This is a genomic window from Rivularia sp. UHCC 0363 (assembly GCF_034931125.1).
In the GTDB taxonomy this organism is placed as follows: domain Bacteria; phylum Cyanobacteriota; class Cyanobacteriia; order Cyanobacteriales; family Nostocaceae; genus Rivularia.
In genome coordinates, this window is record NZ_JAYGHM010000068.1 from 1 (window position 1) to 18,657 (window position 18,657).

At 37.8% G+C, this 18,657-nt stretch carries 16 protein-coding genes; 5 read left to right on the forward strand and 11 right to left on the reverse strand.

Annotated features, from left to right (window positions below; translation table 11 throughout):
• Positions 1–230: 230 nt before the first annotated feature.
• Genes VB797_RS27965 through VB797_RS27975 form a run of 3 tightly spaced genes read right to left on the reverse strand, consistent with a single transcriptional unit; the run spans position 231 to position 1,648 of the window.
• Entirely contained in the window at positions 231–788 is a 558-nt protein-coding gene (locus tag VB797_RS27965) for an SRPBCC family protein (RefSeq protein ID WP_323241039.1), read from the reverse strand.
• A 31-nt stretch (positions 789–819) separates the two neighbouring features.
• Positions 820–1,317 carry an SRPBCC domain-containing protein gene (locus VB797_RS27970; protein WP_323241040.1) on the reverse strand — a complete coding sequence of 166 codons (498 nt, stop codon included), beginning with the start codon at positions 1,315–1,317 and terminating at the stop codon, positions 820–822.
• Positions 1,301–1,648, reverse strand: coding sequence for a metalloregulator ArsR/SmtB family transcription factor (locus tag VB797_RS27975; protein WP_323241041.1), 348 nt, complete (start codon positions 1,646–1,648; stop codon positions 1,301–1,303). Before VB797_RS27975 ends, VB797_RS27970 begins: the two co-directional genes overlap by 17 nt.
• A gap of 301 nt (positions 1,649–1,949) precedes the next feature.
• Here VB797_RS27975 and VB797_RS27980 point away from each other — a divergent pair, with 301 nt between their 5' ends.
• From VB797_RS27980 to VB797_RS27995, 4 genes are all read left to right on the forward strand, one after another.
• Positions 1,950–2,852: an AraC family transcriptional regulator gene (locus tag VB797_RS27980; RefSeq protein WP_323241042.1), complete on the forward strand. Its 903-nt coding sequence runs from the start codon at positions 1,950–1,952 to the stop codon at positions 2,850–2,852.
• A gap of 69 nt (positions 2,853–2,921) precedes the next feature.
• The gene (locus tag VB797_RS27985; protein ID WP_323241074.1) at positions 2,922–3,725 is read left to right on the forward strand and encodes a dienelactone hydrolase family protein; all 804 of its coding nucleotides are present in this window, start codon (positions 2,922–2,924) and stop codon (positions 3,723–3,725) included.
• A 144-nt stretch (positions 3,726–3,869) separates the two neighbouring features.
• Positions 3,870–4,214, forward strand: a complete 345-nt coding sequence (locus VB797_RS27990; RefSeq protein ID WP_323241043.1) for a hypothetical protein — start codon at positions 3,870–3,872, stop codon at positions 4,212–4,214.
• A 298-nt stretch (positions 4,215–4,512) separates the two neighbouring features.
• On the forward strand, positions 4,513–5,889 hold the full coding sequence (locus tag VB797_RS27995) for an AAA-like domain-containing protein (RefSeq protein WP_323241044.1): 1,377 nt from the start codon (positions 4,513–4,515) through the stop codon (positions 5,887–5,889).
• Here the strand turns inward: VB797_RS27995 and VB797_RS28000 are convergent.
• The 8 genes from VB797_RS28000 to VB797_RS28035 form a co-directional block, all read right to left on the reverse strand.
• The gene (locus tag VB797_RS28000; protein WP_323241045.1) at positions 5,886–6,482 is read right to left on the reverse strand and encodes a HEAT repeat domain-containing protein; all 597 of its coding nucleotides are present in this window, start codon (positions 6,480–6,482) and stop codon (positions 5,886–5,888) included. The two genes, VB797_RS27995 and VB797_RS28000, sit on opposite strands and share 4 nt — an antisense overlap.
• A 64-nt stretch (positions 6,483–6,546) precedes the next feature.
• A complete protein-coding gene (locus VB797_RS28005) occupies positions 6,547–6,933 on the reverse strand; it encodes a HEAT repeat domain-containing protein (protein ID WP_323241046.1) in 387 nt (128 codons plus the stop codon).
• A gap of 19 nt (positions 6,934–6,952) precedes the next feature.
• On the reverse strand, positions 6,953–8,479 hold the full coding sequence (locus VB797_RS28010; protein WP_323241047.1) for an HlyD family efflux transporter periplasmic adaptor subunit: 1,527 nt from the start codon (positions 8,477–8,479) through the stop codon (positions 6,953–6,955).
• A gap of 54 nt (positions 8,480–8,533) precedes the next feature.
• Positions 8,534–11,440: a peptidase domain-containing ABC transporter gene (locus VB797_RS28015; protein WP_323241048.1), complete on the reverse strand. Its 2,907-nt coding sequence runs from the start codon at positions 11,438–11,440 to the stop codon at positions 8,534–8,536.
• Positions 11,441–11,593: 153 nt separating this feature from the next.
• The gene (locus VB797_RS28020) at positions 11,594–12,406 is read right to left on the reverse strand and encodes a peptidylprolyl isomerase (protein WP_323241049.1); all 813 of its coding nucleotides are present in this window, start codon (positions 12,404–12,406) and stop codon (positions 11,594–11,596) included.
• Positions 12,407–12,434: 28 nt separating this feature from the next.
• Positions 12,435–13,175 carry a hypothetical protein gene (locus VB797_RS28025; protein WP_323241050.1) on the reverse strand — a complete coding sequence of 247 codons (741 nt, stop codon included), beginning with the start codon at positions 13,173–13,175 and terminating at the stop codon, positions 12,435–12,437.
• Between the two features lie 261 nt (positions 13,176–13,436).
• Positions 13,437–14,606, reverse strand: a complete 1,170-nt coding sequence (locus VB797_RS28030; RefSeq protein WP_323241051.1) for a calcium-binding protein — start codon at positions 14,604–14,606, stop codon at positions 13,437–13,439.
• Between the two features lie 268 nt (positions 14,607–14,874).
• The gene (locus VB797_RS28035) at positions 14,875–15,804 is read right to left on the reverse strand and encodes a calcium-binding protein (protein WP_323241052.1); all 930 of its coding nucleotides are present in this window, start codon (positions 15,802–15,804) and stop codon (positions 14,875–14,877) included.
• 360 nt (positions 15,805–16,164) lie between these two features.
• Between VB797_RS28035 and VB797_RS28040 the strand changes: the two genes are divergently transcribed.
• Positions 16,165–18,486, forward strand: a complete 2,322-nt coding sequence (locus VB797_RS28040) for a CHASE2 domain-containing protein (RefSeq protein ID WP_323241053.1) — start codon at positions 16,165–16,167, stop codon at positions 18,484–18,486.
• Positions 18,487–18,657 lie beyond the last annotated feature (171 nt).

Sequence of the window (18,657 nt, forward strand, 5' to 3'; positions counted from 1 at the left end):
CTTCCTGGGCTGCAAATCCCCGCTTGAGAAACTCAATTAGGGTTTCTGCTCCTTGTACAATCAGGTAAGGTGTAACAGTACGATAACCTTCAGGAATCGGTTGAACTGCCATAACTTTTACCTCTGAATAGTAGAACAAATGTATTGTATATCCGTTGAATTAAATTGTCCACGTAGTTAAACCTTCAAAAACACCTCAAGATAGTCAAAATTGAAGTTTCACTCTGTAATTACACTTGTTTACTCGTGCTTACGGCGTTTTGATTCAGAAGTTCTTCAAGGCGATCAAGAGTTTTACTTAAGCCTGTATCCATTCCTGCTTGAATCTCCCGATCTCGATGCTCAACCGATGGGTATAGAGTGTGTATTTGCAACGTCGTTTTTCCTTCCTGCTCTGTCAAAGTTAGCGTTACAATATGTTCGCTGTCGGAAATTTCATCGTATTGCTCAGTGGAAACTAACCGTTCTGATGGTACGATCTCGTGGTATTTCCCGGCTAATCCAAAGTCAGTATTATTCGTAGAATCGTGTAGAACATAACGCCAATTACCACCCACCCGTAGATCGATTTCACAGACAATCATCGTCATGCTTCCACAACCGAACCAGCGCTTCACATGGTTTGGTGTTGTCCATGCTTCAAAGATAAGGGCTTGGGGTGCATCGAAAACTCGTGTCACCAAAATTTCTCGTTCTGAGGGTAATGTTAACTTTAATGTTGAATTATCGCTTGTAGTCATGACGTTTCTCCATTTTTTTAGTTGATCGAAAATACTGGTTTCGCTCATAGATATCTCAGCCAGCAATGTTTTAAAACTTTTACAGTTGCGCTAAATACTCATCCATACAGTCAAAGCTTGAGTTCCATCCTGCGACAACTCCCATTTCTTCATGCTTACGGCGTTCTTCGATAGATTCATGCATAATCCGCAGAGTAAGTTTCGTCTTGCCAGCTAAATCCTCGAAAATAACTGTCATCACCATTCCCCTGGGTAGATCGGTATTCATGACTTTTTCAAAGCCCTCATCAAACTCATCGCTAGTAACAATCCTTTCAAAAGGCACAATTTCCCGGAATACTCCTTTGGCTGGATATTCTTTACCATCTGGGGCAATCATAACGTAGCTCGATTTCCCACCGGGACGCAAATCTGTCTCAGTTACACGAGTTGTAAAACCTTTTGGTCCCCACCACTGCACTACGTGTTCCGGCTGAGTCCACACCTCAAATACCAGTTTGCGGGGTGCGTTGAAAATGCGGGTGATGACAATTTCGCGATCGCATTGAGTATCTGTCGAATCATTTTTGCTCATCATTTTTCTCCTTAGCTTGTAATTCGTTAAGGTAATCATCCAAGCGATCGAGCCTCTCCTCCCAGAGTTGACGATATTGGTAAAGCCAGTCATCAACACCTTTAAGTGGTTCCGTATTCAGATAGCAAGGTCGCCAAGTTGCTTCTCGACCTCGCACGATCAATTGGGCCCGTTCCAGCACTTTGAGATGCTTGGAAATTGCCGGAAGACTCATCTCAAAAGGTTGAGCTAGTTCTGTAACTGATGCTTCACCTTTAGCGAGACGGGCGAGGATAGCACGTCGCGTGGGGTCAGCAAGGGCTGAAAAGATGAGGCTTAATCGATCGGAAGACATTTTGTATTTAACTATTCAGTTAATTAACTACTAGGTTAAATAATTTGCCTAAGAATGTCAAGTGCTAGCTAAATAAATTATGAGTATTTCATTTTAGTCATTTGTTCAAGCAGTCGCTGGGTAAAGCCCCCTATCGATACTTGCTCCAGCAACGGATAGTGAAACAAAGCAAACACTCAATTTTGGAAATTGCTTTTTGAGTAAACAGTTTCGTCAATCTACAGGGATAACACCAAAGGCTTATAGAGTAAATTAAATAACCATACTTTCACAACGTTTAAATTTTGGGAGTTAGATAAAAATGTCGGAGCAAAATGTCAAACTACTGGATTACAATCAAGAAAATGCATCAAATGGGTTTGTACCTAATCTTCCTACCCTTTCTAGTTTTGGTTACTGGAGCAATATCCATTTTGAACACCATCAACAACCAGCCTTTGAAGTAGACGAACATCAACATACATGGCACACTATCGCTTATGGTTATGCTGGTAACTCATGGGGAGAGCGGTGGTTAGATGGAGTTTGTACAAGAGAAAGACGGAATCTTGGAGATATTGCAATTATCCCTGCTGGTATTTCCCATCGCTGTAATTGGAATACAGAATCTGAGTTTACAATTTTAGCCATTGAACCTACACTACTAAAACAAATCGGTGAAGATTTTATAGATAGCGATCGCATTCAATTAATTCCTCAATTTATGTCCGAGCAAGATGCACTGATACAGGGAATTTTTTTCACATTGAGAGATGAATTAAAGTCAAATCAAATCGGTGGTAATTTACTTATTGATAGCTTGAAAACAACATTATCAATTCACTTATTACGGAAATATTGCATTACAAAACCCAAAAATTATAGTGATCAAGATGGATTATCAGGTATTAAATTACAACAGATCAAAGAATATATTAACGAATATTTGGATCGAGATTTAAAATTAAGCGAACTTGCTGCGATTGTACAAATAAGTCCTTATCATTTTCTACGTTTATTCAAGCAAAGTTTGGGAATAACCCCTCATCAATATATTTTGCAGTGTCGAATTCATCAAGCCAAGTATTTATTGCAGCATAGCAAACTGAGTATTACTGATATTGCTGTCAGGGTAGGTTTTTGCGATCAAAGTCATTTGACTCAGTATTTTAAACGAATTGTGGGTGTGACACCAAAACAATTCCTAAAAGAGCGATCGCAATAATTTAATAAAACAGCGCAACTTTTTTCTAGAGTTCCCAATAACAAATTTTCTAAACTATGAGCGTATAGAATTGGGAAAATACAAGTGAAAAATATCGAAATTAATACGACATATATCAAAATACCTAATAATAATTTACAAATCGATGCTTACCTAGCGCAACCAACTAGTAAAGGAGCATTTGGTGCAGTTATTGTTTTTCAAGAAATCTTCGGAGTTAACGAGAATATTCGGGAGATTACCGAATTAATTGCCCAACAGGGATATATTGTGATCGCACCTGCAATGTATCAACGTATTGCTCCCGGTTTTGAATTTGGGTTTAGCGAACCAGATATCGGTTATAGTCCAGAAGCTTACAAACTTGGTTTAGAATATTACCAACAAGTAAAATATTGGGAAATATTCAGCGATATTCAAGCTACCATTGCTTACCTCAAAACTTTACCTAATGTAAAACCTGATTCCATTGGCTGTATTGGTTTCTGTTTTGGTGGTCATATTGCTTATATGGCTGCAACGTTACCCGATATTAAAGCGACTGCATCATTTTATGGTGGTGGAATCACCTCTTCTAGCTATGGAGAAGAGATACCAACACTGAATCGGACGAAGGATATAAAAGGTAGTATTTATACTTTTTTTGCTACGAAAGATATATTTGTTTCCCAAGAAGAAAACCAAAAAATCGAAGCAGAATTACAGAAACATCAAATTAACCATCGTGTATTTCGATACGATGCAATACACGGCTTTTTTGGCGGATTTTTTGTTGATAAATACCCATTTTTCGCTAAAAGTCCAGATTTAAATCAAGAAGCTGCTGCTGATGCTTGGCTACAGGTTCTCGAACTTTTTCAAAATCATCTTTAAAATCGATTATGGAAGTTTCTAAGGGTTCTCACCAACTAAACGCAAGTTTGTTTTCATAGATGAACTGGAGTTTATTTAAGAAACAGATTTTGCAATACCTCCCCATTCTTCTAGGTTCAATTCTCCCCAAATATCCGATGTTGTATGCGAGAACAAAACGGCACAATACAAACATCGTTGCTATTCTTTATTTTTATGTCCACCGAAGCGCTACAAGCTTTATCAAACAACATCGCCGAAATTGTCGCACAAGCAGGTAAAGCGATCGTTTCAGTCAATGCTAACAGACGCTTTACTCCCAGCGGTATTCACTGGCGCAATGGTATCATTGTGACTTCCGATGAATCCCTCAAACGTTACGAAGACATTACCGTGACTCTGGCAAATGTTACTAAAGAGCCAGTTTCGCTTATAGGACGCGACCCTACTACTGATGTTGCAGTTTTCAAACTAGAAAATCCCGATATTCCCGTCGCTACGAAGCTGTAACGGTAAGGATAAGGTTGGGTTTAATTATGTTGTAAATTGCGGTGATTATGGAATTAGTTTAAACACAAAAAGCTCTGTTAAAATTTTAATGCCTCTTTTATTGTTCATGGCTGAAAATGCACCCAAAATATTATTACTATATTTACAGCAAACACTAGATCTTCTTCAAGTGTAAATAAGAACAAGAAATACAGTAATATTTTTATACATTTGTTTATATTTTTAAGCGATTTGGCTGGTAGTATAGCATAAAAGCACTAAATAACTATGATTTAAAATAATAAAAATCGAAATTATAATGACAAATTTTAACTTAGATGAAGCGATAAAAGTTGCAAATAAAGCAGTCAATAGTAAATTCAATAGAAATTTAACAGATATTGAAATTATTATTATCAAAGGCGCATGGCAGCGACAAGAGTATGATGAGATAGCTGCTCAAAATCAGTATGCAACTACTTATCTCAGCCAGGATGTTGCGCCCAAACTTTGGAAAATACTCGGTGATTCTCTAGAGGAAAAAGTTAAAAAAAGTAACTTCAAAGAAGCACTTAAACGTCAATGGGAAAAATCTATATATGATGCTGATACTAATCCTTCTTATGTCAAAGTCAATAATAATTTAGATACTAAAATTAAAACGGATTTATTGAGTCAAAGCCCTTATTCTGAAAATTTCAAGCCTGAGATTTACGTCAGAAGACCTGAACTAGAAATAATTTGTTATGAAACTCTTTTACAACCTGGTTCTCTAATTAGGATTAAAGCTCCTAGTTTAATGGGAAAAACATCATTAATAATTCAGGTTATTAATCAATTAGCAAAAAAAGATTATCGCAATGTTATTTTAAGTTTTGAATTAGCAGATAGAAATACCCATTTTAGCCAACTCAATAAATTTTTAAGATGGTTTTGTAGCAATATTAGTCGAGAATTGAGTTTACCTAGCAATTTAGATGAATATTGGGATGAAGAAGGCATGGGAGCAAAAGTAAGTTGCACTACTTATTTTGAACAATATTTATTAGTTGCTGTCGATAGTTCTCTTGTTTTATGTTTAGATAATGTTGATTTACTTTTTCCATACCCAGAAATTTATGAAGATTTTTTCGGACTATTACGTTCTTGGTATGAAAAAGCTAGAAGCAGACAAGTTTGGAAAAAGTTGCGATTGGTACTAATACATTCTACCGATGTTTATATTCGACTCAATATTAATCAATCACCGTTTAATGTTGGATTACCTTTAGAATTATCAGAATTTACCTACGAACAAGTACAAGATTTTGCCCAGCAACATCAACTGAATTTAGATGTGACTGCAATTGACTCTCTGATTAAATTGGTCGGGGGACATCCTTATTTATTAGAAATGGCTTTCTCCCATATTAAAAATCATTCAAATATTAGGATTGAGCAGATATTAATAGAAGCAACAACAGAAACTGGTATTTACGCTCATCATTTACGCGAACACTGGCTAAATTTACAACAGCATCACGAATTAGCTATTGCAGTCCATCAAATTGTTGATTCTAACAGTCCAATCCTATTAGAACCGATTGTAGCTTATCAGTTACAAAGTATGGGTTTAGTGAAACTTTCTGGCAATTTAGCAGAAATTCGCTGCCATCTATATCGTCAATACTTTCGGATGCGTTTAAAAGAGTTTTAAAATGAAACCCATTTGACTGGATATTGGTCTTTCTGGGTAGTTTTAATTACTTTATATCCTCTACTTTTTGCCCAATCATGAGCAGCTTTTTCCAGTGTTGATTTCCCACAATTGAGATAGGCTAAAGCTAAGTTCTTATTACCTTGTTCCTTTAGCGCTTTCACTAAGGTTTCTGTTGTATCTTTGCCACCAATACCAATAAATGAATATAGTGCATAATCTGTTTTTATTGGGTCGCTTGATGCTAAATCTTTGAGTAGAACAGTTTTCGTGATTTGCCAGTTGTGACGTAATTCCTCACCTTTTCTTAGAGCTATTAATAAATGTACTTTATCATCTGGCGATATTGGTTTCCAATTGAGTTTTTCTAATGCTAAACCAACCATTGGGCTAGATGGTAAATCAGTTAAATTTTTAGTCAATGGCTCGATCGCTTTGGAGTCACCAATATCATACAAAACACTGGCAGCATTTATTCTTGTTGTGGCATCAGGTTCCTTGAGAGCAACTAGCATCGGTTCTAACGCTGGTTTCCCGATCGCACCCAAAGCAGTCACAGCATTCGCATCATCTTTTTTGAAATCCAGTAGCAACTGTTCGATAATCTTGGGATTGTTAATAGCAATGTCTTTTAATCCGGTTTTAGCCGCAGTTGCGTTAAGCGAAGCTCACCGAAGGTATCGCAATATTTGGGTGTTTAACATTAGCGACTAAAGGTTTGATTGCACGGGTATCTTTTAGTTTTCCTAATGCGATCGCAGCAGCTACATGAGTTTTCGTTTCGGGAGAGGATGCTGAGGGATTTACCGGGGTATTCAGCACGGTGATTAAGGGATCAACTGCTTGCTTATCTCCTAAGTTTCCCAATGCTTCAGCAGCTTGATCTGTGCCAAAAGTAGGAGGTTGTCTAATGTAATTATCAATGAGTTCTTTGACGTTTTTTTCGGCTGTTAAACGCTGTACATTAGAATCTTTAATCTTATCTAAGTTGCAAGCAGTCAAAGTTAAAAAAAGTAAGCTGTTTGCAATTATATGGTGTTTCATAATGATTAGTTTTTTTGATTTATCGCAAGAATTTTAAACTCTCAGATTTCTTAACCAAAAAATCAGTAAAAAGACTCAGAATTGTCCGCTTTCGGAGTTTTATATTCGCATTAATTGACATACCCGATTGTAAAGGTAGTTCCCCACCTTGACGTAATAGCATTGCTTGCTTATCTAAACTTACTTTGGCTGAAAAACGCCAGTAAGGATTGATTTGGTCTGGAGGTAAAGCATCAGAACCGATTGAGACTAATTTACCTTTAATATCACCATATTCTTGGAACGGGTAGGAATCAATTCGGACATCAACTTCTGGGCATTGATGATTGTTTGATTGCTTTTTATTGATATTTAATTCAAGACATTCAGATTGTTTATAGTTATCTTTGACAAAGCCGATATCTTTGTTCGTAATATAAATTTTGGCAAATAAAATGCCGTTAGGAACTATTTTGAGAATTGGTTCGCTGGAATTAACAACAAACCCGGCGTTATTCGGTTTTAATTCAAATACAGTTCCGTCTATAGGAGCAGTTATTCTCTGGTATTTCAATTTAGTTTCAGCTTGACTTAATTGACTGTCAATTTCATGGATTTTTTTTTGATTTTCCACAACTATTTTTGTCAGTTGACTATTAATCTCCGCAATATTCTTCTCATTAGATGTAATTCGGGATAAAATATCCTCTTGAGATTGAGCGGCAATTTTAATCATTTGTTCTTTTGTTTGAGCAATTACCAACTGCAAGCGTTGCTGCTCTTTCATAAATTTTACAACTTCGGCTTCTTTCCCACGAACATCTTGTTCTTGTTTCAAAGTTTGTAATCGCGGATAAGCACCTTCTCTACTTAAGTATTGCAAATCATTGAGAATCTTTTGATTGATTTTTAGTCCAGCTTTTGCATTAACTATTTGTGCTTCATTCTGAAGTAATTGTTGTTGAGTTTGTTGAATCTCGAATTGCATTCCTAATAATTGCGAACTTAATTCCGACTGACGTGATCGCAAACGTAATTGTTGTTCTGATGTGAGTTGAATTCCAATAGTAGAACCTCGCAACTGAGTACGATACAGTTGGTTTTCGGCGATAAATTGCCCTCTGTTTTGAGTTAATGCAGCTATTTCTGGAGGAATTTTTAATTTAACTGATTGCGTTTGCATTTGTTGAGTTAAATTTGTTTCTGTCAGTTTACTACGATAAAATTCATTTTCTTGGACTAAAGCCACACGATTTTCTTGTAGTGAATTAATTTCTACTTTGGTTGTAGTTTCTTCTAAACCGATCAGAATTTGTCCTTTTTTAACTAGTTGTCCTTCCTTAACATGAATTTTTTGAATCACACCACCAAGGGGAGCTTGAATATCGGTAACTTTCCCTTGTGGTTCTAGTTTTCCAGTTGCGGGAATTGCTTCATCTATTTGGAATATACTTGCCCAAATCACAACAAAAGCGCTAATACTCACAATTCCCCAAGCAATTGTTCGCGACCAAATCGAAGTTTGTTGTAAAAGAACTGGTTGGTCAAAGTTATATGTGGTAGTCATAATTTCTAGTTTGTTGATTTTTTTAACTTAAATTTATGGATTTTAATTTGCTTTTTACATCTGGGCTTCTTGTTGTCGATAAAGGCAATAATAATAACCCTTCATTGCCATCAATTCTGAATGAGTTCCTTGTTCTACAATCGAACCAGAATCCATCATTAAAATCATATCTGCCTTGTTGATTGTACTCAGTCTATGAGTAATAAAAAATACTGTTTTACACTGGCAAGCCTCAGCCAGATTGCGGCAAACTTGAGCTTCGGCATTGTAATCTAAGGCACTAGTTGCTTCATCGAGAACCAGTAATTGCGGATTTTGGAGGACAGTACGAGCGATCGCAATTCTTTGTCTTTGTCCCCCGGAAAGTCCACTACCTCGCTCACCAACTTGGGTATTGTAGCCGTTGGGTAGATCCATGAGAAAGTCGTGAGCGTAGGCAACTTTAGCAGCCGCAATTATATCTTCGTCACTAGCATCAGGAGATGCGATCGCAATGTTTTCCCGCACGGTACCGTTGAATAATAATGTATCTTGCTGCACTACTCCGATTTGACGACGCAGGGAATAAAGTTCAACTTTGCTGATGTCGTAGCCATCAATTAAAATTTTCCCAGATTTTGGTTCGTAAAGTCGGGGTAATAATTTTAACAAAGTGCTTTTACCAGAACCACTTTGACCGACAATACCCACAAACGAACCAGCAGGAATATCAAGGTTAAGATTGCACAATTGTAATGCACCATTTTCTCGGAAACTAAAGTCAATATTTGTGTATTTGATATTACCAACTATCGTCGGCATAAGAATATTGTGGGTGTCAGCTTCCGTTTCTTGGGGTGTGTCGAGAATGTCACTCAGACGTTGTAATGACAGTGCTGTTTCTTGAAAATTCTGCCAGGTTTGGACTAAACGTAATAGGGGACTGGTGACGTAACCAGCTAAAATACGAAAAGCAATCAGTTGTCCCAAAGTTAGCTGTTGTTGCAAAACCAGATACGCACCTACCCACAGCACCATTAAATTAGAAAGCTTGTTGAAAAAACCACTCACGGAACTGGCTGTTGTTTGGGTAGAAATAGTTTTGAAGCCAGCACTAATATAACGTGCATAACGTTCTTGCCATTGCCAGCGCGATCGCGTTTCCAAATTTTGGGCTTTAATAGTTTGCATTCCTCCCATAACTTCAACTAAGTAGGAGTGCGTTTCTGCGTTGCGTTCGGCTTTTTCTTGCAGTTGTCGTCGAATTAAAGGCGATACTAATAAGTTGATGACAACAAATAAGGGTACTGTTGCCAATGCAACTAGGGTTAATACCCAACTGTAAATCACCATTACTAAGATGTAGATGACCGAAAATACGGCATCCATCACCACAGTTAAAGCTGTACCTGTGAGAAACTTGCGAATATTTTCTAATTCCCCTACCCTTGTCGCTAATTCCCCCACCGGACGACGTTCAAAGTAAGATAAAGGTAGACGTAACAAATGATTGATAACTTCTGAACCTAAAGATAAATCGATGCGATTGGTAGTATCAACAAATAATTGAGTCCGAATGGCTGTTAATACTGCTTCCGCAATTGCCACTACGATTAAAAAGATACCAAAAACTTCCAAGCTGTCCGGACTGTTATTAACAATGACTTTATCAATAATTACCTGTGTTGCCAGGGGATTGACCAGCCCAAATACTTGTACCACCATTGAAGCAATTAGCACTTCAATGAGAACTTTGCGGTAGCGTCGTAATTCCGGTATAAACCAACGCAGACTAAACCTGGATTTGGGGGAATTTTTACTTGGTTGCAGCAGCAGCACTTCTCCCTGTTGCCAAGTTTTAGCAAAATCCTTAACTTTGCGACGTACCAGTCCTAATTCGGGGATAGCAATGAGTAATTCTTGGTTATTATATTTGTAAACAACCGCAAAAGTATCTTGCCAAGCAATCATTGCAGGTAATGGTAATTTTCCCAGGGTTGTGACTGGTACCTTAACGATTTGAGTCGTCAAACCCATCAATTCTGCTACTGCACCACAAAATTGTAGTGAAACAGTACCAGTTTGTTCGATTTGTTTAACCAAAATTCGCTGTAGCATATCTCTGCGAAAAGGCAGATGAAAATACAAGCTCAACATTTGCAAACAAGCAAGTATGGATTCTTGAATACCTTTTGCTCGAATATAGGGAAACTTTTGATTTTGAAATTGCTTCGCTGGTGGAATCGTAATATCTGCTGCGTAGGGGACATCAACAAAATCCGCGACAATTTCCGTGGGTGGAGGAGATAGTAATTCTGGGAGCAAATATTTCGGTAAACCCAGCAGACGCATATTGGGTTTTATTGAGACGCATTCAAAGCGACTACCTACAGGAAAATCTGGATTTGAACTGCTGCTAACCAACCATAAAAACTGCGAATCTAACTGCTGAGTTTTCCTAGAAGAAGAAATTATGACAGCTTCCTTGATAGCAGACTGTGCTAATTTTGCTACATCAATACTGGCATGAGCGCGATCGCGAAATTCTGCCGTTAACAAATCGTAAACTTCAACCAGTGCAGGTGTGGTACGCAAAACCTCTGCAAAATCATATTCCCGCTTTAACAAGTTGAGAAAATCCGTCATCGGTAAATTGAGACATACCACCTCCGTAGATGCGATCGCAGTTTCACAAGCAACCTCCCGTATCTGGGAAACCCAACCAAGAATTTCCCCTGGTTGTAGTAATTTTAAAGTAATAGGTTTCTCTGTAAATAGATCGTAACCGATCAAACGAGCTTGTCCCTGATAAATAATGTTAATTTGGGTTGGCATTACCGCTTTGGTGACGATTGTCTGACCCATGCGATAGCGCGTAAATTGCATTTTCTCACGTAACTTTACTAACATCTCTTCCGATAAACGATTAAAGGGAAATACATCAGCTAAAAATTCTTTATTATCGATATATGTAGATGTCATTTTGAATTTTAGATTTTGAATTACTCTACGAGAAGACGCTTGCGCGTCAATGGATTTTAGATTAAGGTTCGTAGTAGCGCTTCAGCGCATTTTAATTACGTAATTCGGATGTGCTGAAGCCCAACTACAAACTTCTGAAAACTTATGTTATTTCTAAGCAACAGTTTTGCGATCAATTTGTTCTACCGTATGCTTTGATACTAACCAAGCGCGTTCTGAAGCAGGTAACTGTTGAATTTTATCTTGTAACCAAACTTCAAATAACTCTCTTAATAACCGTTGACGCATAAAAACATCTAACTGAGCGGGAAGTAATTTTTCCAAACGAATAATTACGAAATATTCCCCAAATCTTGTCGGTTGCCAAAGTTGTCCCGGTTGACTTACCTGTAATTGTTTTGCCAGACTTCGGTGTAATGTCCCCATTTCCACGGCACCAACAATACCATTTGTATGAGCTTCTGGACCAATTGAGTAGGTTTTAGCCAGTTGAGCAAAGCTATGTTCGTCAGCTTGAATGCGAAAATATAGTTCTTGGATAATACCTGCATCTTGAGTGCGAAGCATCGAATAAACAACTCGATCCAAATCTTTTTTACGTTGCAGAAAATAAGATTCTAATTTATGCCCCCAAGTTGCTTGCTGAAATTTCTCAATTCTCAGTTTACGAGTAGTTAGAGATGTTAATTGTGTCTTCGTCATCCCATGACGTTCCAACCACGCTGTTTCTTGAGCAGCATTGGTAATTTGCTGCTGTTTGAAAAATTGTGCTTGAACGCGATTAATTTCTTCATGGGTAAAATTAATCGGTATATTTGTAGAATCTTCCCATTGAGAAATTGACTTATCAATAATCATCTCCCGTAACAGTTGCGGCAACATTTGATAACTTGTTAACAAGGGGATTAATTCATCTGAATTAATAATTTGATGATTAATTTCTAAAATATTCAACGAATCATTCATTAATCCATCCACCTTACTAGATTACAAGTTAAACTAAAGTCATTTTCTTGTGTAAATTCGGAATAAGTACCTCATCAGAATAATTCGAGTTTTGTTTGGCATAAGTTAGTAATTCTTCCGTCCATTCCCTAAACCAAACAAACACCAAATTGACTTTTTCAATAGCTTCGATACGTGTTTCTTCATCCATTTCAATCTGCGCTATCATGGCATGGTCGCAAGTCATAGCATGACCAGATTCCTTACTGAAATGGAACTCCCCACAATAGCGTAATTCCAGACCAGTTTCTGCTTCAATTTGTACCGCTAATTTTCCAATCAGTTCAAACAATACATTACCCGTTTCTTCAATCGCTTCGATAATAGCTAAACGTACAATACTCGAAGAACTATAAATCAAATGAGCCAGCTTGTGTGACAGCAGACGATTTACAACAGTGCGATCGCTATAGAGAAAATGTAAATATTCAGTCGAGGAAATTTGATTGCGATCAAAGCCCAATTTGATAAAGTCTTCCAAATACCATTGCCAATGATGGTCATCTTCATAGGAATGTTCGTTTACCATCGCTTGATAAGCATCCGAGGTTGGCTCTAAGCGCATGACGTAACGATTTAGGTCGCCAAAGCTCATAATAAAAGGAGCCATGCAAGGATAAAATTCTAGACGCTGACGAGCGGATAAGCTCTCATCTCGTAAAAAATCAAAAAATGGTAAGTGGTTGTACTCTTTCTTTAATTTTAAAATTTGTCGTAAGGTAGCTTTCATATTTTCTTCCTAATACTAAAATTAACGTGAGCTTCCAAGCAGTAGCATTGGTTCTATTTAAAAGAAACTTACTATTAGAATTAAACGTTTGGTTTTTGCATTTATACAGCTATTAGCTACTCGATTTTCGTATTAAGTCTCTTTATAAACCAGTTAGCTTTACTTGCTTTCCTTAAGAAAAGGCAGAAGAAAGAAGTTTTATCCTTCTGCCCCATTCTGCAAGTATTTATCGTGAAAAATCACATCAAACTCAATGCATCCTTATACCAAAACAATATCAGTGTCTCTGGAGAATTCAGTCGGCTTATTCTCGATAGTTGCAAACAGAGTCCTCTCAAAGTACAACCCACCTGTATTTGGGTCGTAACTAAACTGATATACTGAGGATGCTCCAAAACTACTCTTGGTGATTTCAATCTTATCGCTCTCCACGATACTAAAATCCTTGATTACATCAATACCTTCGCCAACTGAAGGAGGTGAGTAAAAACCGAATATATCCGCTCCAGCACCACCAGTAAGCGTATCTTTGCCCGGTTCGCCATACAGCTTATCGTTACCATTACCACCTACAAGGATGTCATCATTAAAAGAGCCAAGTAATGTGTCATTACCATCACTACCTTCGAGGTAGTCATTGCCATTGCCACCGTCGATGGTGTCATTACCCCAGTAGCCGTACAGCTTGTCGTTACCATCTCCACCATTGAGGTAGTCATTACCAAAACTACCCTCAAGCGTATCTGTACCCGCTTCTCCATACATCTCATCGTCGCCTAAATCACCCTTGATGATGTCATTACCAGAACCACCATATAGCAAGTCATTATTATCGCCACCATACATTTTGTCATTGCCGTTGCCACCAATGAGGTAATCATTACCTTGGTCGCCGTAAATTATATCGTTATCATCTCTACCATCGATGTAGTCATCACTATTACGACCATAAAGCGTATCTTTGCCGTTTCCACCGATAATTGTATCGCCGCCATCACCACCATCGATGTAGTCATCACCATTGTCGCCAATGAGGAAGTCAGCGCCTTCTTCACCGTAGATTATATCGTTATCATCTCTACCATCGATGTAGTCATTACTATTACCACCATAAATTCTATCTTTGCCGTTTCCGCCGATAATTGTATCGCCGCCATCACCACCATCCATCCAGTCATCACCATTGTCCCCATACATCTCGTCGGCACCTGCCCCTCCATACATCTGGTCATAGTCATCACCACCATACATCTTGTCATTACCAGCATCACCATACATCAGGTCATTACCAGTACCACCAGACATCAGGTCATTACCAGCACCAGCATACATCTTGTCATTACCACCATTGCCATAAAGCTGGTCATTGCTCTCACCTAGTTCTCTGGTATCGAGGGTATCATCCCTTTTGTCACCTGTACGTATTGCCATGATTATTGCTACTCCTTATGAGTTTCTTATGTGTTTTAATGAGGTTTTTAGGGGATACAAAATAAGTATTTTCCCTTGTAAACCTCTGTTGAAGCTTGATTAAAAAAGAAAGTTGTTCCGACATTACTTGTAAGTAATCACACAGAACTAATTACATAGTGACTCTTCATTGGGCAATAATTTCAGCCTTGATTTTATGTTATTAATTATGTGCAAATACTATTCTAAATAGCTATTTAGCGTTAGAAATCAGATCGAAAATGCATCTTTACGGTAATAGAACAATATCTTTTTGGACTGAGAAATCAGCAGGCTTATTCCCAAATTCTACAGTTGCGAACTGAGTATTATTAAAGGATAAGGCACCAGTATTGCTGTCATAGCTGAATTGATCGAGAGAAGTCGCACCAAAGGATGGGTGAATTTCAACTTTGTCAACTTCACTCCTTTGAAAATCTTTGATGGTGTCTATACCAGTGGGAGCAAAATAGAATCTGAAGCCATCCGCACCTGCACCACCCCAAAGGGTATTGTTACCAGCAGGAAAAATATCCCCACCACCAGCTAAAACATCGTTTCCATTACCACCATAGAGGATGTCGTCGCCACCACTACCAAAAAGTCTGTCATTATCATTGTTGCCGTAGAGGACATCGTTACCGTTTCCACCATCAAGTAAGTCATTTCCCACATCACCTAACAGCGTGTCATTCCCAGCGCCACCAAAAATGTTATCATTTCCGGCTCTACCATTGATTTGATCGTCTCCGCCTTCACCTTTAAGAAAATTATTACCAGCGTTACCCAGCATATAATTGCTCAGGTCGTTACCAGTACCATTAATATCGGCAGAATTAGTCAAGGTCAGGTTTTCGACGTTTGCTCCCAAAGTAAAGCTGACGGTAGTAGCTACGGTATCAAGTCCCTCAGAAGCATTCTCGATAACGACATCACCGACATTATCAACAATATAATTGTCATTCCCGGTTCCACCATACATTTGGTCAGCACCAGAACCACCATTTAGGTAGTCGTTCCCAGTTTCACCATACATTTGGTCGTCTCCGTCACCACCTCTGAGTTCATCGTTGCCACCTTTTGCATGGATTATATCGTTGCCTGCTAGACCATTGATTGTATCTGCGGAATCAGTACCATCTAGTGTGTCATTACCAGGAGTACCTGGAATATTAGCCATTTTGATTTCTCCAAAAATAATGTGATTTTGTTGTTCAGACGAATGAGATATGTTTACAATCTCGCTTTGTTCGACTTGTTAACATCTTCTCTGAAAATTTAATTAAATTGTTTAGTCAAAATCAGGTATATTTTTGGCTAATTAAAATTACTGAATTTAGTTGAGTTCAGATAAACTCAGTTTAATTCAGGTAAATTCAGGTAAAGAGATAATTTGTAACTTTTTTAAGTAAAAATCTGATAATTTACACTTAGATTCCCAGAATAGTTACGGTGTTCTACCTAATACAGCCGACAAATATTATGATTAATTGAGTAAGCGGGAATAAATAAAAATATCTCAAACCCCGATCAATAAACAATGATTAGTGACGACTCCCGCAATGGTGATATCGATAACTATAAATATCAACCCGGTGGGAGTCTACCCCCTGATGCTCCTACGTATATTGTCCGAGAGGCAGATCGTGAGCTTTATAATGCTTTGTTAGCTGGGGAATATTGTGATGTGCTTAATTCCCGACAAATGGGTAAATCTAGCTTGCGAATTCGGACTATGTGCAAATTGCGATCGCAAGATATTAACTGTGTGGAAATTGAATTGAGCGGGATTGGTAGTCAACAAATTACCGCATCACAATGGTATGGAGGGATTATTCAAGAGTTAATCAGTGGATTCGAGCTTCAGGTAAACCGTCGTAGTTGGTTGCGGGAACGGGACGATTTATCACCTGTACAACTTTTGGGTGGGTTTATTGAAAATGTTTTGCTAGCCCAAATTCAGCAGAAAATTGTGATTTTTATTGACGAAATTGATAGCGTTCTGAGTTTAAGTTTCCCCACGGATGAATTTTTTGCTTTGATTCGTCACTGCTACGATAAAAGAGCAAGTAACCCCGAATATCAAAGACTTTCTTTTGCGTTATTGGGTGTTGCGACACCTGCTGATTTGATTCAAGATGAAAATGCAACTCCCTTTAATATTGGTCGTGCAATTGAATTAAAAGGTTTTCAACTCCATGAAAGTGTGAGTTTGATGCAAGGTTTAGTTGCAAAAGTCAGCAATCCTCAAGCCGTTTTGCAAGAAATTTTAGATTGGACTGGAGGACAACCATTTTTAACCCAAAAACTTTGTTGGTTGATTTCCCAAGAAACTGAAATGCAAACACCACAATCTGTCAAGCATTTAGTTAGAAAACGTATTATTGAAAATTGGGAATCTCAAGACGAACCGGAGCATTTGCGGACTATACGCGATCGCATTCTCAGAAATTCCCGTTCTAGTCAATCTTTGCTGTTATTGTATAAAAAAGTTTGGCAGCGGGGTAGAGTACCTGCGGCTAATTCCCAGACTTATTTAGAATTGCGTCTTTCTGGTTTAGTTAAGCTGGATCGAGGTAATTTAATTGTTAAAAATCCCATATATAAAACCGTTTTTGACTTAAATTGGCTCCAAAAACAGTTAAATCAGCAAAATAATCACCAAATAGCTCTCCCATTCTGGAAAGTTGCGATCGCAAGTTTTGCCGTTACTAGTATAGTTATTGGCATCAGGACTCTGGGCTTTTTACAAGCATGGGAACTACAAGCTTATGACCAACTAATGCGATCGCGTCTCGATGAAGGTATGGATCAACGGTTGCTATTAGTCACCATCACAGATAAAGATGTCCAGTCTCAACCGATTGCAGAACGCAAAGCTGCTTCTTTATCCGAGCGTTCTTTTGCCCAATTACTGACAAAATTAGAACAAGCAAAACCGCGAGCGATCGGTTTCGATATTTATCGGGAATCTCCTTTAGGAGCAGAATACAAAAACTTAGCTGAAAAAATCAAAAATAGTCACAATCTTTTTATGATTTGTCACTATGGAAAACCAGGTCTTAAACCTCCTTTAGAAGTGAGTAAACAGGGACAAGGTTTTAATAATGTGGAACTTGACTTTGATGCTGTAATCCGTCGGCAAACATTAGCTGTAGATTCTGCCTCTCCCTGTGCAAGTAAATATTCTTTTGCTTGGAAGTTGGCAGTTAGTTATTTAAAAGAAGCTGGAATTCAAGTAGATTTTACATCAGATAATTACTTAAAATTAGGGGAAGTTGTATTTAAAACTTTAGAAAAAAATACAGGTGGCTATTACAATATTGATGCTAGCGGTCATCAACTATTACTTAACTATCGTGCCTCTAAACAAATTGCTGAAAAAGTTACTTTGCAAAAACTTTTGAGCAATCAATTTGACCCAAATATCGCTAAAAGTCGGATTGTTATTATTGGAACTACAGACCCCAGTTTTAACGACCATCATTGGCATACCCCCTATAGTAGCGGTTATTCAGTTAAAACTATGACGGGTGTAGAAATCCAAGCACACATGGTTAGTCAAATTCTCAGTACAGTTTTGGATAAACGACCCTTGATTTGGTCTTGGTCAAAACCTGTTGAAATTATCTGGATTTGGGGTTGGTCGTTAGTAGGAGGTTTGTTTGCTAGGTGTTTGAAGTCACTGCGTCTAATTTTACTCAGTGGAGGAGTGGCTTTAGCTATTTTGTATGCAAGTTGTTGGGGTATGCTGACTTTTAAAGGGGGGTGGATACCTTTGGTTTCTTCTGCTTTGGCATTGGTGAGTGTAGAAACTAGTTTAGTTATTTATAGGTATAAAATGTTTGATGATAATAAGTGAAGTGATTGAGTTAATAAAATTAATAGTTAACCACTAAGCCGTAGAGAGTGCTAAGAGAAGAATAAAATAAGTTTATGAATGATTCCATATTGATATATAAAATGTTGCGAACTATTAATAATTTTTCTGATTTGATAATGATTTACATAATAAATAGTAAAATTGCTGAGA